This is a genomic window from Bradyrhizobium sp., assembly GCF_035309285.1.
Classification (GTDB): Bacteria; Pseudomonadota; Alphaproteobacteria; order Rhizobiales; family Xanthobacteraceae; genus Bradyrhizobium.
This window is the reverse complement of the sequence record NZ_DATGFH010000110.1, coordinates 1-13879: the sequence shown is the minus strand read 5'-3', so window position 1 is coordinate 13879 and position 13879 is coordinate 1. Positions and strand designations below refer to the sequence as shown.

General features: G+C 64.3%; 15 protein-coding genes. 9 read left to right on the top strand and 6 right to left on the bottom strand.

What is annotated here, in order from left to right; translation table 11 throughout:
• The first annotated feature begins 19 nt into the window (after positions 1-19).
• Complete coding sequence (argJ, locus tag VKR55_RS21905) at positions 20-1261, top strand: bifunctional glutamate N-acetyltransferase/amino-acid acetyltransferase ArgJ (protein ID WP_324406569.1); 1242 nt, start codon at positions 20-22, stop codon at positions 1259-1261.
• Between the two features lie 165 nt (positions 1262-1426).
• Here argJ and VKR55_RS21900 read toward each other — a convergent pair whose 3' ends face one another.
• The gene (locus tag VKR55_RS21900) at positions 1427-3034 is read right to left on the bottom strand and encodes a TadE/TadG family type IV pilus assembly protein (protein WP_414642410.1); all 1608 of its coding nucleotides are present in this window, start codon (positions 3032-3034) and stop codon (positions 1427-1429) included.
• A 175-nt stretch (positions 3035-3209) separates the two neighbouring features.
• On the opposite strand from VKR55_RS21900, the gene mutT reads away from it, so the two are divergent.
• Positions 3210-3620, top strand: coding sequence for an 8-oxo-dGTP diphosphatase MutT (gene mutT, locus VKR55_RS21895; protein ID WP_324406567.1), 411 nt, complete (start codon positions 3210-3212; stop codon positions 3618-3620).
• Positions 3621-3795: 175 nt separating this feature from the next.
• Here the strand turns inward: mutT and VKR55_RS21890 are convergent, their stop codons facing one another.
• On the bottom strand, positions 3796-4635 hold the full coding sequence (locus VKR55_RS21890) for a methyltransferase domain-containing protein (RefSeq protein WP_324406566.1): 840 nt from the start codon (positions 4633-4635) through the stop codon (positions 3796-3798).
• A 64-nt stretch (positions 4636-4699) separates the two neighbouring features.
• Here VKR55_RS21890 and VKR55_RS21885 point away from each other — a divergent pair, with 64 nt between their 5' ends.
• The 5 genes from VKR55_RS21885 to VKR55_RS21865 are packed head-to-tail and all read left to right on the top strand — an operon-like array spanning position 4700 to position 7591.
• Positions 4700-5509 carry a ComF family protein gene (locus VKR55_RS21885; RefSeq protein WP_324406564.1) on the top strand — a complete coding sequence of 270 codons (810 nt, stop codon included), beginning with the start codon at positions 4700-4702 and terminating at the stop codon, positions 5507-5509.
• A 33-nt stretch (positions 5510-5542) separates the two neighbouring features.
• On the top strand, positions 5543-5812 hold the full coding sequence (gene grxC, locus VKR55_RS21880) for a glutaredoxin 3 (RefSeq protein ID WP_324406562.1): 270 nt from the start codon (positions 5543-5545) through the stop codon (positions 5810-5812).
• Positions 5812-6690 carry a carbon-nitrogen hydrolase family protein gene (locus tag VKR55_RS21875; protein ID WP_324406560.1) on the top strand — a complete coding sequence of 293 codons (879 nt, stop codon included), beginning with the start codon at positions 5812-5814 and terminating at the stop codon, positions 6688-6690. The genes grxC and VKR55_RS21875 overlap by 1 nt, the downstream gene beginning before the upstream one ends.
• Positions 6687-7166 (top strand): DUF1178 family protein, encoded by a 480-nt coding sequence (locus tag VKR55_RS21870; protein ID WP_324406559.1) that lies wholly within the window; start codon positions 6687-6689, stop codon positions 7164-7166. The genes VKR55_RS21875 and VKR55_RS21870 overlap by 4 nt, the downstream gene beginning before the upstream one ends.
• Complete coding sequence (locus VKR55_RS21865) at positions 7163-7591, top strand: EamA family transporter (protein ID WP_324406558.1); 429 nt, start codon at positions 7163-7165, stop codon at positions 7589-7591. Before VKR55_RS21870 ends, VKR55_RS21865 begins: the two co-directional genes overlap by 4 nt.
• A 15-nt stretch (positions 7592-7606) precedes the next feature.
• On the opposite strand, the gene VKR55_RS21860 is transcribed toward VKR55_RS21865, so the two are convergent.
• From VKR55_RS21860 to VKR55_RS21845, 4 genes are all read right to left on the bottom strand, one after another.
• The gene (locus tag VKR55_RS21860; RefSeq protein ID WP_324406557.1) at positions 7607-8554 is read right to left on the bottom strand and encodes an ABC transporter substrate-binding protein; all 948 of its coding nucleotides are present in this window, start codon (positions 8552-8554) and stop codon (positions 7607-7609) included.
• A 125-nt stretch (positions 8555-8679) separates the two neighbouring features.
• Positions 8680-9579, bottom strand: a complete 900-nt coding sequence (locus VKR55_RS21855; protein WP_324406649.1) for an EamA family transporter — start codon at positions 9577-9579, stop codon at positions 8680-8682.
• A 234-nt stretch (positions 9580-9813) separates the two neighbouring features.
• Positions 9814-10566 (bottom strand): bifunctional 2-polyprenyl-6-hydroxyphenol methylase/3-demethylubiquinol 3-O-methyltransferase UbiG, encoded by a 753-nt coding sequence (ubiG, locus tag VKR55_RS21850; RefSeq protein WP_324406555.1) that lies wholly within the window; start codon positions 10564-10566, stop codon positions 9814-9816.
• A 10-nt stretch (positions 10567-10576) separates the two neighbouring features.
• Complete coding sequence (locus VKR55_RS21845; RefSeq protein WP_324406553.1) at positions 10577-11047, bottom strand: PH domain-containing protein; 471 nt, start codon at positions 11045-11047, stop codon at positions 10577-10579.
• A gap of 162 nt (positions 11048-11209) precedes the next feature.
• On the opposite strand from VKR55_RS21845, the gene VKR55_RS21840 reads away from it, so the two are divergent.
• Both VKR55_RS21840 and VKR55_RS21835 read left to right on the top strand, forming a co-directional pair.
• The gene (locus tag VKR55_RS21840) at positions 11210-12466 is read left to right on the top strand and encodes an aspartate kinase (RefSeq protein WP_324406552.1); all 1257 of its coding nucleotides are present in this window, start codon (positions 11210-11212) and stop codon (positions 12464-12466) included.
• A gap of 309 nt (positions 12467-12775) precedes the next feature.
• Positions 12776-13879, top strand: a 1104-nt coding sequence (locus VKR55_RS21835; protein WP_324406551.1) for a phosphoenolpyruvate-utilizing N-terminal domain-containing protein, incomplete at its 3' end; no start/stop codon positions are given.

Sequence of the window (13879 nt, the reverse complement as noted above, 5' to 3'; positions counted from 1 at the left end):
TTTGTCGATAGGCGCTCCCATGTCCTCCTCCGTTTCCCCGCTCGCCCCCACCAACGTTCCTGACATGCCCGAGCTCGCAGGCGTCCGCCTTGCGACCGCGGAAGCCGGCATCCGCTACAAGAACCGCACCGACGTGCTGCTGGCCGTGCTGGACAAGGGCACGGCGGTGGCCGGCGTGTTCACCAAATCCAAATGCCCGTCGGCGCCGGTTGAATGGTGCCGCGCGAAACTTTCCCGCGGGACCGCGCGCGCGCTGGTGGTCAATTCCGGCAACGCCAATGCCTTCACCGGCAAGAACGGCAAGCAGTCGACCGCGCTTACCGCCCAGATCGCCGCCAAGGCGGTGGGCTGCAACCCGAACGAGGTGTTTCTCGCGTCCACCGGCGTGATCGGCGAACCGCTCGATGCTACCAAATTCGACGGCGTGCTCGGCCGGCTTTCGGAGATTGCAGCGCCCGGTGACTGGATGGGCGCGGCCAAGGCGATCATGACCACCGACACGTTTCCCAAGGTCGCCACCGCCAAGGTGAAGCTCGGCAAGGCCACCGTGACCATCAACGGGATGGCCAAAGGCGCCGGCATGATCGCGCCCGACATGGCGACCATGCTGTCTTTCGTGTTCACCGATGCCCCGATCGCGCCTGCCGCGCTGCAATCGCTGCTCAAGAGCGGCGTCGAGGACACCTTCAACGCCGTCACCATCGACGGCGACACGTCGACCTCGGATACGCTGCTCGCCTTCGCGACGGGGGCAGCCGTCGCAAACGGCGCGCCGAAGATCAGCCGCGCCAGCGATCCCAGGCTGAAAGCCTTCACCAAGGCGCTGCATGGCGTGCTCGCCGACCTCTCCGAGCAGGTCGCACGCGACGGCGAGGGCGCGCGCAAGCTCGTCGAGATCATAGTCGAAGGCGCCACGACGAAAGCGTCCGCGCGCAGAATTGCGATGAGCGTGGCGAACTCGCCGCTGGTGAAGACCGCGATCGCCGGCGAGGACGCCAATTGGGGCCGGGTGGTGATGGCGGTCGGCAAGGCCGGCGAGCCTGCCAACCGCGACAAGCTGTCGATCGCCTTCAACGGCATCCGCGTCGCCAAGAGCGGTGCACGCGACCCCTCCTACAACGAGGCCGAGGTCTCGGAGGCGATGAAGAACCCAAAGATCCAGATCAAAATCGGCCTCGGGCTCGGCAAGGGCCGCGACCGCGTGCTGACCTGCGACCTCACCAAGGAATATGTCGCGATCAACGGCGATTATCGGTCGTGAGCGCTTGATCCGAAAAATCGCGCCGTAGATTTCGCTCTCGTCATGGCCGGGCTTGTCCCGGCCATCCACGTCTTGCTTGCATGCGGCACCACAGACGTGGATGCCCGGCACAAGGCCGGGCATGACGAGCTTAAACACTAAGGCCGAGATGCCGCTGCCGGCATCCTAATTCGTCAGGTGCGCGGTGATCAGCGCGTGGTTGAACATCGCCTGCAGGGAATCGTTGATCTCCTGCGGCGTGCTCGCGGTGTAGAAGTAGCTGCCCGACGAGTCCGGCGGAGAGGCGCAGGCTGACAGGCTCCCCGGAATGTTCGGGATATTGTTGTTGGCGTAGTCGTCCTCGTCATTGGCGAACGAGGCGTTCACCGGATTGATTTTCACGTAGGGAACATAGAGCACGGAAATCTTGATGCCGCGGTTCTTGAGCGGCGTGCATACCGTGGTCGGATCGATCGTGGTCGCGTGATTGCTGCCGGACCAGCTGCCGTTGGGAACGCCCTTGACCTGCGGATCCTCCGCGCCGTCGGTGATGAGGAAGACGTAAGGCAGCGTGTTGGTCGAGGTCGAGCCGTCGCCTACGTTCGTGATGATCGTGTTGATGCTGCTCAATCCGTTGTCGATATGTGTGCCACCGGAGCCGAGGTTGGCATTGGTGTTGGTGTCAAGCAGCGTGGCGAGGTTGGCGGCAGCGTAGTTGATCGTGCCGGGCGTGCTCTGCGAGCCATTGATGCTGTAAGTCAGCGGGAAATACTGGTAGAGATATCTGATGAACGGATAGAGGCCGATCCGGAACTGGTTCGTAATGACCTCCTTCTGGTTGGCCAGGGCGAACATCTGGTTCACGGCGTAACCCACCGCGTCGAGACGGAGCTGGATACAGGCGTCGGTGCCGTCGGTGGGACAGGATGTCACTGCGGCCAGGCCTGCGCCGCCTGATGACTTGGGAGCGGTGAGCGAGCCCGGCAAGCCGGAGACAATCGAGCTTGGCAGCTGCTGGTACTTATTGTTGGCGGGATTCTTCCAGGGATATGTTCCCTGCGGACTTTGATTGATCAGGGTAGACTGGTAGCCGGACTGGCTGACGCGCGAGATCGCATAGCCCAGGCAGTAGTTGTTGGTCGGATATCCCTGCGTGCCGGAATTGGTGCAGGCGCTGTTCTGCGGCGCAAAATGGCAGGCGAGCGTGCAGCCGGTCGGATACTGCCGATAGTTATCGGGATTGACGTTCTGCATCCGCACAGCTTCCGCCGGCGTCGACGGCAGGCCCATCGATCCCGAGACATCCAGCGTCAGATAGAAATCGAGATAGAGCGGCAGCGTGGCGGTGGCGGCCGAGCTGCCGGTGACGGTCATCTCCGAGAAGCCGGCGAGATTCATGAACGTGGTCGGCACCTGGGCCGAGAACGTCACATTCGCCTGGAGATTCACGCCGGTCTTGGTGACAGTCGGGGTCACGGTCAGGTTGGTGAAGCCGGTGATCGTGTTCATGATGCCGTTGAAGACGTTGTTGGCGTCCGTTACGCCGGCCGGCACCGAGCCGTCCGACTGCATCTGCGTTGCCGCCAGATAGCCCGCCCCGTTTTCCGAGACCGCGGCAACGGCTGCTGCGTCTGCCGCCGACTGCAGCTTGGCCTTCATCCGCGTCGCAAGCGAATAGTCGACGCCGGCCCCGACCGCGACCAGGAGCGGCACCGAGCAGATGCCGAAGGTGAGGGCGATGTTGCCGCGGGAATCGCGGGCAAAGCTTTCGATCATGCGAAGAAGCGCGCGCATCATGGGACGGGGGCCTGTACCGTGTTGAGACCCCGCAACCTAGACACCCTCGATTAAATATGGCTTATGCCGACCATAGAAACGCGGGACGAAGTTGGTTAATGAAGCCTTACCTGCGGGACCCTCTCGCCGCCACTCCCGCAGAGAAAGCCCCCGTCGTCAAAAGCCGCCTCGCATGGCTGAATTCAAACTCACCCTCGTCGCTGCCTGCGCGCTCGTCGATGCCGACAAGCGCGTCCTGATTGCGCAGCGGCCGGAAGGCAAATCGATGGCGGGCCTGTGGGAGTTTCCCGGCGGCAAGGTCGAGCCCGGCGAGCGGCCAGAGACGACGTTGATCCGCGAGCTGCATGAGGAGGTCGGCATCACCGTGAGCGAGCCGTGCCTCGCGCCGCTCACCTTTGCAAGCCATGCCTATGAGACCTTTCACCTCTTGATGCCCCTCTACATCTGCCGGCGTTGGGAAGGCTTCGTGGTCGCGCGCGAGGGCCAGAAGCTGGCCTGGGTGCGCGCCAACAAATTGCGCGACTATCCGATGCCTCCCGCGGACATTCCGCTGATCCCGCATCTGGAGGAGTTGTTGCTGTGAGGTGCGACATTTTCCCTAGTCATGCGCGGGCTTGACCCGCGCATCCACGTCTTCCTTGCACCGTCATTCCGGGATGGTCCGAAGGACCAGACCCGGAATCTCCAGATTCCGGGTTCGATGCTTCGCATCGCCCCGGAATGACGGTGCAAACGTTGATCGCCGGGACAAGTACAGTTTAAGTCTTCCTCCCCCGTCTCACCGCCTCCTCCAGACTCGCCGTCGCCGAGCCCGGCCGCAACGGCTTCGGCTGGCTCTCGTGCTGCGCCCAGCCGGACAGCCAGATCACATCGAAGGTGGCGCGGATGCGGCCGTCGGGATCGGCAAAGCGCTCGGCGTAGACCTCGGCCATCCGCAGCATGGTGGCGCGCCGCGTCGGCGCGCGCCGCCGCTCGACCAGGATGTTGGTCGCGGCCATGCGACGCAGATCGGCCATCAGCGCGAAGGCGTTATCGTAGCGCACGACGATGCGGTCGACATCGGTGACGGGCAGCGCGAGCCCGGCGCGCTGCAAGAGGCCGCCGATGTCGCGCAAATCCGCAAACGGCGCGACGCGCGGCGACACCCCGCCTTCGCATTCCGCCTCCGCCGCGGCGAAGGACTGCCTGAGCTCAGTCAGCGTATCGCCGCCAAACATCGCCGCAAGCAACAGCCCGTCAGGCCGCAGCGCGCGCCGAATCTGCGCCAGCACGCCCGGCAGATCATTGACGAATTGAAAGGCGAGCGCAGAGACGACGAGATCGAGCGCTTCCGCTTTCAGCGGCAACGTTTCGGTATCGGACGCAAGCGCGATTTGCTCCACCGACTTGAAATGATCGGGCAGCCGCAAGCCGCCGGGCGACCAGATGTCGGCGACATCGGCAAAATTCCGCGTCACCGCCTGCAGGCGGTCGCCAAGATCCTCGGCGACGCGCTCGAAGAGGAAGGTGACCGGTCCGAGCTTTCGCGCGCGATCCAGCCGCTTTCGCAGCAAGGCGCGGTCGAACAGAACGGGCGCGGCGGATGGATTTGGGGCCATGCCGGTAGATACGGTGGCACGGGGTCTCTGGCAATCGCGCCCTCACCGCGTTAGCCTGCATTGCATGGACGTCGAAATCGCCCCTCCCCGCTCGATTGGCAGGCACGCGCGCGCGGCGCTCGCCGCCTGTCGCGGCGCGTGGGCGCACGCCGCCAAATTCGTGCTCGACATTGCGCTGCCGACGCTCTGCGTGGCCTGCCGCGAGCCGGTCGAAGGCGAAGGCGTCTGCGCCGGATGCTGGTCGAAACTGTCGTTCATCGAGCGGCCCTACTGCCCGCGGCTTGGCATTCCCTTTGTCTACGATCCAGGCCCCGACCTGTTGTCGATGGAGGCGATCGCCAATCCGCCGGCCTATAGTCGAGCCCGCGCCGCGGTGCGCTATGACGACGTCGCGCGCACGCTGGTGCATGCGATGAAATACCAGGACCGCACCGACCTCGCGCCCGCCATGGGCCGCTGGATGGCGCGTGCCGGCCGCGAGCTGCTCGACGGCGCCGACATGCTCATTCCGGTGCCCCTGCACTGGCGCCGCGCCTGGCACCGCCGCTACAATCAGTCGGGCGCGCTGGGCCGGGCGATCGAGCGGGTGAGCGGCGTGAAGCTGCGCGGCGATCTGTTGCAGCGCATTCGGAAGACCGAGCAGCAGGTCGGATTGTCGCGACCACAGCGGGCCAGCAATGTGCAGGGCGCATTCAAGGTACCCGCCGACCGGCAGTCCGAGGTTGCCGGCCGGAAGGTGATTTTGATCGACGATGTGCTGACCTCAGGCGCCACCGTGGATGCCTGCGCCCGGGCGCTTCTGCGCGCCAAGGCAGCGCAGGTCGACGTGCTGGTGTTCGCCCGGGTTGTCGATAGCCCCAAAGCTCCCATATAATTGGCGTTCATTTGAAAGAAACTTGAGCGCCAGATGACTGCTGCGATCGAAATCTTCACCCGCCCGGGCTGCGGCTATTGCAGCGCGGCCAAATCGCTTTTGAATCGCAAGAAAGCCACGTTCACCGAGTACGACGCAGGACGGGACCCGACCGTGCGCCAGGAGATGTACGACCGTGCCGGCGCCGGCTCGACCTTTCCGCAGATTTTCATTGGCAAGACCCATGTCGGCGGCTGCGACGAACTCTATGCGCTCGACCGCGAAGGCAAGCTCGATGCGCTGCTGGCCGGCGAGAAGGCGTGATGAGCGAGGATAACACCTTCACTGCCGCGATGGTGCAGATGCGCACCAGCCTCTTACCCGAGCCAAGCCTCGAGCAGGGCATCAAACTGATTCGCGAGGCGGTCAAGCAAGGCGCCGACTATGTGCTCACGCCCGAAGTGAGCAACATGATGCAGTTGAATCGCAAGGCGCTGTTCGAGCATCTGGCGACCGAAGAGGACGACCTTTCGCTCAAGACCTATCGCGAGCTCGCCAAGGAACTGAAGATCCATCTGCATATCGGCTCGCTGGCGCTGCGCTTCTCGCCGGAGAAAGCCGTCAACCGCTCGTTCCTGATCGCGCCCGACGGCATGATCCTCGCCTGCTACGACAAGATCCACATGTTCGATATCGATCTGCCGGGCGGCGAGAGCTATCGTGAATCCGCCAACTACCAGCCGGGCGAGACTGCGGTCATCTCCGACCTGCCCTGGGGCCGCATCGGGCTCACCATCTGCTACGACCTGCGCTTCCCCGCGCTCTACCGTGCGCTGGCTGAAGCCGGCGCCTCGTTCCTGACCGTGCCGTCCGCGTTCACCCGCAAGACCGGCGAAGCGCATTGGCATGTGCTGCTCCGCTCGCGCGCCATCGAGACCGGCTGCTTCGTCTTCGCCGCAGCCCAAGCCGGGCTGCATGAGAACAAGCGCGAGACCTTTGGCCACTCGCTGATCGTGGCGCCCTGGGGCGAGATTTTGGCCGAAGGCGGCGTCGAGCCCGGCGTATTCCTCGCCAGGATCGATCCGTCCAAGGTCGAGACTGCGCGCAAAGCCGTGCCGTCGCTGCAACATGGCCGCCGCTTCTCGGTCGCCGATCCGAAGGCCGGCCCGGAACATCTGCATCTGGTGCGGGGATCGGCATGATCCGATACGCGCTCCACTGCGAGCACGACCACGCCTTCGAAAGCTGGTTCCAGGACTCTTCGGCTTACGAACAGCAGATCAAGCGCAAGCTTGTGAGCTGCCCGGTTTGCAGCTCGGTCAAGATCGAGAAGGCGATCATGGCCCCGCGCATCGTGAGCAAGAAGGGCCGCGAGCGCGTCGCCGAGCCTACGCCGCCCGCGCCGGCTGTTGCCGAGACGCCCGCGACCAGCACGACGCCGCTGATGATGGCGCAGGAGCGCGAGCTGCGCGCCAAGCTGAAGGAATTGCGCGACCACATCGTAAAGAACGCCGACAATGTCGGTGAGCGCTTCGCCAACGAGGCCCGCAAGATGCATTACGGGGAGATCGAGCACCGCCCGATCTATGGCGAGGCCTCCCCCGAGGAAGCCAAGTCGCTGATCGAGGAAGGCGTCGAGGTGTCACCGCTGCCGGTGCTGCCGGAAGACCGCAATTGACATCGTCATGGCAGCTCTGGGCCATTCTCTCTGCCGTGTTCGCAGCGCTGACGGCGATCTTTGCCAAGGTCGGCGTCGAAGGCATCAACTCCGACCTCGCGACGCTGATCCGCACCGTGATCGTGCTGATCACGCTCACCCTGATCCTGTTCGCCACCGGACAGTTCAGCCATCCCGGGCCGATCTCCGCCAAAAGCTGGCTGTTCTTGCTGCTCTCGGGGCTCGGCACCGGCGCGTCCTGGCTCTGCTATTTCCGCGCGCTGAAGCTTGGTCCCGCCACGCTGGTCGCGCCGATCGATAAATTGAGCGTGGTGCTGGTGGCGCTGTTCGGCGTCGCCTTTCTCGGCGAACGTCCCTCGCTCAACGGCTGGCTCGGAATTGCGCTGATCTCAGCCGGCGCGGTGCTGATCGCGGTCAAGAGCTAGCCTGGCCGATCGTCCCTATTCGATCACCTCATCGGCTGCCGCAAGCAGCGCGGCGGGCACGTTAATGCCTAGCGCCTTGGCGGTGTTGCGGTTGATCACCAATTCATACTTGGTCGGCGCCTGCACCGGCAGATCGGCCGGCTTTTCGCCCTTGAGAATGCGGTCGACATAGCCGGCCGCGCTGCGATATTGATCAAGAGTGTCGGGCCCGTAACAAAACAGACCGCCCGCCTTGACATAAAAACCGTAGGGATAGATCGCGGGCAGCCGGTGCCGGGCGGCGAGACGGATGATCAGGTCTCGATGAACCGATCCCGGCGCCGAGGACGTGATCAGCAGCGCTGCGTTCTGAAGCCGCGCGGCTTTGTTCACGCCGCTTTCCAGCGCGTCGGCGTCACGGATGTTGACCACGCTTAGCTCCAGGGCAAGCACTGGAGCCACCGACTGCATCGCTGCCCATTGACCTATTCCTGCGGGATCGAAGGGATCGCGCAGAACCGCTACGTGTGTCGTCGCGGGTGCCATCTGCTTGAGCAGCTCCAGCCATTTGGCCGTGATGCCGAACTCGATTTGAGTAAATCCGGTGGCGTTGCCGCCGGGATGGGACAGGCTTTCAACGACGCCGAGACCCACCGGATCGATGGTTTGCGCGAACACCAGGGGGATGTCGCGGCTCGCCCGCTGCAACGGCAGGATCGAAACGCCCGACGTTGCCAGCACGACGTCGGGCTTCAGGGCGATGAGGTCGGCCGCATCGGCTCGAAGCTTGTCGGCATCGCCATTGCTCCAGCGATAGTCGATCTGCAGATTGCGTCCAACGACCCAGCCGCGTCGCTGCAGCCCCTGCACAAAAGCGTCATTCCGGCTGCGGCCTTCGGCGTCGTCCTCGCCGAGGTTGGAGAGCACGCCGATGCGCCGCATCGTCTCTTGCGCGTATGCGGCAAAAGACCATGAGGCCGTCATGCCTCCGAGCAGGCCTATGAACTCCCGCCGCCTCATCCGATCCCCGCACTAAGGGACGGTCATCGTAGCCGTTAAACTCCGCTTGCAGAAGTGGGACAGATGGCGCCCGAAGCCGGTCCCTCTCGCTAAGCGGCGACCAAGAGCGCCACGCCGATCACGATCAGCACGATGCCGGAGATCTCGCGAGCCGAGACCGGCTGCTTGAACGAGTAGTAGGCGACGCCTTGCGCGAACAGCACCTCGACCAGCGCCAGCGTGCGGACATTGGCCGCGGCGGTGAGCGCAAACGCCAGGAACCAGAATTGGGAGGCGAACGCGCCTACGAAGCCCGCGAGCATCGACGGCCGCCACAGGCCGAGGATCTTGTTCAGAACGTCGGGCGCACGCCACAAAAGGTAGATCGTGAGCACCACGGTCTGCACGAACAGGCCACACACCAGCGTGTAGGAGGCGGCGGTGACGAAGCTGACGCCGTGTACCGTGATGATGGCGCCACGATAGCCGACCGCCGACAGCGCGAAGGCCGCCGCAGCCACAAGGCCAACCACTGTCGGCTTCAACTCGGCAAAGCTCTTCTCGCCACCAGGTCTGAGCGCGGTGATGACGACGCCGGCGGTCGCGATCAGGATCGCGATCACCTTCCATGCTGTGAGATGGTCGCCGAGAAAGACAAAGCCGAAGATCGCGGTCTGGATCGCCTCGGTCTTGAGATACGCGGTCGTCACCACGAAGGAGCGGTCGTTCATCGCGACCAGCATCATGCCGGTGCCGACAATCTGGCTCAGCGCGCCGAGCAACAGCCACGGCCAGAACGTCGCGGCCGGCCACGGCACGTGATCGCCGGAGAAGATCAGCACGCTCGCGAAGAACACGATCGAGAACGGAAAGCCGAACAGGAAGCGGATATTGGTCGCGCCCCAGGTTCCGAGCGGCCCCGTCAACGAACGCTGCATCGCATTGCGCGCGACCTGACCGAGCGCGGCAACGATCGTGAAGGGAATCCAGAGCGAGGCGACCGACAGCATGCGATGACCGGGGTGAAAAGGGGTCGCCACCGTGCCGGGCGCGGCTCGCGCGGTCAACCGGCTGGATTGCATGCAGCTAGCACAAATTCAGTGTCGTCCCGGCGAACGCGTGCGAAAGCAGGGACCCGTAACCCCAGGGAGCAGTTTTGGCGAAGAACATCGCTACGACCGGCCTGCCCAATTCAGGGATCGCCCGGTATGGGTCCCTGCTTCGCGGGGACGACGGCGAGTCCGTCACGTCATCTCCTCGGCGATCACCATGTAGTTCACGTCGGTGTCGGAGGAGAGGCTCCATTTGTCGGTGAAGGGGCTGTAGACCACGCCAGTCTGCTCGGTGATGATAAGGCGGTTGTCGAGCAGGTATTTGGCGAGCTCGTCGGGGGTGATGAATTTCTCCCATCGATGGGTGCCGCGCGGCAGCCAGCGCAAGATGTATTCCGCGCCGACGATGGCGAGCGCAAAGCTCTTCCAGGTACGGCTCAAGGTCGACACCACCATCAGCCCGCCGGGCTTGAGCATCGCCGCGCAGCGGGAGAGGAAAAGCGCGACATCGCTGACATGCTCGACCACCTCCATCGCCAGCACGACGTCAAAACGCTCGCGCACGTCCATCTCTTCCACGGTGGTGCAGCGGTAGTCGATGGACAGATGCCCCTTGTCGGCGTGCAGCCTGGCGGCGGCGATGTTGGAGGCCGAAGCGTCGACACCGATCACCTGCGCGCCGAGCCGCGTCAGCGGCTCGCACAGAAGCCCCGCGCCGCAGCCGATGTCGAGGATGCGCAGGCCCGAGAGGCAATTCAGGCTCTTGACGTTGCGCTCGAACTTGCGCGCCGCCGCGTCGCGGATATAGGTCAACCGCAGCGGATTGATCTTGTGCAGCGGCGCCATCCTGCCGTTCGGGTCCCACCACTCTGCCGACAGTTTGGAGAATTTCGCGATCTCGCTCGCGTCGACGGTCGTGCTGGAAGCGTTGGATTGCGCGGCCATGGCAGGCATCCTATCGCGTGGTGATGGCGCTGCGGAACGCCAGCGGGGATGCGATGGTGGAGATGGTCTCCCGGCCCTCACCGACGCCCATGATCGTGACGTCGCCATAATTAAGCAGGCGTCCCAGAATGCTCTGATTGACGTCGACGCTCTCGACCTTGTCCAGCGCCATCTCGAAGGTGCGGCGCTTGATGAAACCGGTCTTGTGCACGACGCGCATGTTGGTGACGTCGGTCTCGGTGGTCCAGCGATGGAACCAGGCCTTGATGGTCAGATAAAGCGCGATCAGCGCCACGACCGCGGCCGCCGCGAGGCACGCGAGAACGAGGGCCGGCACCGCCGCGGCCAGTCCAGAGACAATGAGAAGGATCAGCGCCACGATCCAGGCGCCGATCGCCGGCAGGTAGAAGATCCAGTGCGCGTTGGTCGAATACAGCACCTTTTCGCCGGGCTGCAGGATTTCGTCGATATAACGCGCCATCTCCTACCCTTAACTCAACCCCACTGGACCCGCCCAGCGCGGAACCGGCTTGCGGCGGGCCGCGCCGCTATGTATACGCGCGTTTCGGCCCGCGCGCCTCAGCTTTTGAGCAGTCGGGTATACTTATCCCTAGTGGACCACTGGAGAAAAAAGCGCGTCGTCATGGGCCGCCTCGTGATGAAATTCGGCGGCACATCCGTCGCCAATATCGACCGTATCCGCAACGTCGCGCGCCATGTGAAGCGCGAGGTCGATGCCGGCCACGAGGTCGCCGTCGTGGTCTCGGCGATGGCCGGCAAGACCAACGAGCTGGTGGCCTGGTGCACCGAGGCGTCTCCGATGCATGATGCGCGCGAATATGACGCTGTGGTCGCCTCCGGCGAACAGGTCACCTCCGGCCTGCTTGCCATCGTGCTGCAGGGCATGGGCATCCAGGCGCGCTCCTGGCAGGGCTGGCAGATTCCGATCAAGACCTCTGACGCGCATGCCTCCGCGCGGATTCTCGACATCGACGGCAGCGAGATCATCAGCCGCTTCAAGGATCGCAAGGAGGTCGCCGTCATCGCCGGTTTCCAGGGTCTCAATCCGCAGACTGGCCGCATCACCACGCTCGGCCGCGGCGGCTCGGACACCTCGGCGGTCGCGGTCGCCGCCGCCGTCAAGGCCGACCGTTGCGATATCTACACCGACGTCGATGGCGTCTATACGACGGACCCGCGCGTGGTGCCGAAGGCGCGCCGGCTCGACAGGATCGCCTTTGAGGATATGCTGGAGCTGGCTTCCCAGGGCGCCAAGGTGCTGCAGGTGCGCTCGGTGGAATTGGGCATGGTGCACAACATGCCGATCTTCGTGCGCTCCAGCTTCGACAAGCCCGAGGATATCGACCCGTACGCCAACCAGCCGCCGGGCACGCTGATCTGCAGCGAGGAGGAGATCATGGAAAGCCACGTCGTTACCGGCATAGCCTTCTCCAGGGACGAAGCGCAGATTTCGATACGCCAGGTCCAGGACAAGCCCGGCGTTGCCGCCTCGATCTTCGGCCCACTCGCCGAAGCCAACATCAATGTCGACATGATCGTCCAGAACGTTTCCGAGGACGGCAAGACCACCGACCTCACGTTCACGGTACCGGCCGCCGACTATACGCGCGCCAAGGAGACCATTACTGCTGCAAGGGCGAAAATCGGCTTCGCCCGGCTCGACACCGCGACCGACGTCTCGAAGGTTTCCGTGATCGGCAGCGGCATGCGTTCGCATGCGGGCGTCGCTGCGCAAGCGTTCGCTGCGCTCGCGGCGCGCAACATCAATATCCGCGCGATCACGACCTCCGAGATCAAGTTTTCGGTGTTGATCGACGCTGCCTACACGGAACTGGCGGTGCGGACGCTACACACGCTCTACGGACTCGACCAGACGTAGAAATTTTTTCCCGGGGGCACCACACCGTGTTCCCGATTCCGGATTTCACGCGCTTCGCTGGCGCAGCAATTTCGCTGGTGGCAACACGTCCTGCTGGCAGGCGTTTTGCTTGGCAAAACAAGCCTCAATTCGCTATACGGCGGACAGGAAGGGCGACCGCAAAGTGTGCCACGGTTGCCTCTCCTGATTCGGCCCGCATGATCGGCATTGCGGCGGCGCCGAATGTATAAAATTTGGTGTTTTTCCGGTTCTTAACGCCTGCTCGCGGCCGCCCGCCGGGCTGGCTTCGAGGGAGGGGGATTTAAGCTCATGCGAAGCGCGTCGGGAGGCCCCCGCGTCCTGTTGAGACGGCTTCGCGAAACCATGGCGGAGCAGGTCTCGGCCCAGGAGCGGCTGGACAAGATCGTGGTCCTGATCGCGGCCAACATGGTGGCCGAGGTGTGCTCCTGCTATGTGCTGCGCATCGACAACACGCTCGAGCTCTACGCCACCGAAGGCCTCAACCGCGACGCCGTGCACCGCACCGTGCTGAGCGCCCATGAGGGCCTGGTCGGTCTCGTCGCCAGCGAGGCGACGCCCCTCAACCTCTCCGACGCACAGAGCCACCCGGCGTTCTCCTACCGGCCGGAGACCGGTGAAGAAATCTATCACTCCTTCCTCGGCGTGCCGATCCTGCGCGCCGGCAACACGCTCGGCGTGCTGGTGGTGCAGAACCGCGCCAAGCGCACCTATGTCGAGGAAGAGCTCGAGGCGCTGCAGACCACCGCGATGGTCCTGGCGGAGTTGATCGCCTCGGGTGAACTGACCTCGCTGGCGCAGCCCGGCGCCGAGCCTGCGGCGCGGCATTCCATGCACAAGACAGGCGCGATCCTGTCCGACGGCATCGCGCTCGGCCACGTCGTGCTGCACGAGCCGCGCGTCGTCATCAAGGACTACATCGCCGAGGACCTGCCAAAGGAATTGAAGCGGCTCGAGACCGCACTCGCCAAATTGCGCTCCGACCTCGATCGCATGCTGGAGCGCGGCGACGTCGCCGACGGCGGCGAGCACCGCGACGTGCTGGAAGCCTACCGGATGTTCGCCAACGACCATGGCTGGTCGCACAAGCTGCACGAGGCGGTCGCCACCGGCCTGACCGCGGAGGCCGCCGTCGAACGCGTGCAGTCCGACACCCGCGCTCGGATCCTGCGTTCCACCGATCCCTATTTGCGCGATCGTCTGCATGACCTCGAAGACCTCGGTCATCGCCTGATGCGGCAATTGGTGGGACAGGATCACGCGCCATCCCGCGAGCTGTTGCCCGACAATGCCATCCTGATCGCCCGTGCGATGGGGCCGGCGGCACTGCTCGACTACGACCGCAAGCGGCTGCGCGGGCTGGTGCTGGAGGAAGGCACCGCCAATTCCCACGTG

Coding starts and splice junctions, on each gene's coding strand:
- argJ (WP_324406569.1), top strand. CDS start 20: ATGTCCTCCTCCGTTTCCCCGCTCGCCCCCACCAACGTTCCTGACATG.
- VKR55_RS21900 (WP_414642410.1), bottom strand. CDS start 3,034: ATGCGCGCGCTTCTTCGCATGATCGAAAGCTTTGCCCGCGATTCCCGC.
- mutT (WP_324406567.1), top strand. CDS start 3,210: ATGGCTGAATTCAAACTCACCCTCGTCGCTGCCTGCGCGCTCGTCGAT.
- VKR55_RS21890 (WP_324406566.1), bottom strand. CDS start 4,635: ATGGCCCCAAATCCATCCGCCGCGCCCGTTCTGTTCGACCGCGCCTTG.
- VKR55_RS21885 (WP_324406564.1), top strand. CDS start 4,700: ATGGACGTCGAAATCGCCCCTCCCCGCTCGATTGGCAGGCACGCGCGC.
- grxC (WP_324406562.1), top strand. CDS start 5,543: ATGACTGCTGCGATCGAAATCTTCACCCGCCCGGGCTGCGGCTATTGC.
- VKR55_RS21875 (WP_324406560.1), top strand. CDS start 5,812: ATGAGCGAGGATAACACCTTCACTGCCGCGATGGTGCAGATGCGCACC.
- VKR55_RS21870 (WP_324406559.1), top strand. CDS start 6,687: ATGATCCGATACGCGCTCCACTGCGAGCACGACCACGCCTTCGAAAGC.
- VKR55_RS21860 (WP_324406557.1), bottom strand. CDS start 8,554: ATGACGGCCTCATGGTCTTTTGCCGCATACGCGCAAGAGACGATGCGG.
- VKR55_RS21855 (WP_324406649.1), bottom strand. CDS start 9,579: ATGCTGTCGGTCGCCTCGCTCTGGATTCCCTTCACGATCGTTGCCGCG.
- ubiG (WP_324406555.1), bottom strand. CDS start 10,566: ATGGCCGCGCAATCCAACGCTTCCAGCACGACCGTCGACGCGAGCGAG.
- VKR55_RS21845 (WP_324406553.1), bottom strand. CDS start 11,047: ATGGCGCGTTATATCGACGAAATCCTGCAGCCCGGCGAAAAGGTGCTG.
- VKR55_RS21840 (WP_324406552.1), top strand. CDS start 11,210: ATGGGCCGCCTCGTGATGAAATTCGGCGGCACATCCGTCGCCAATATC.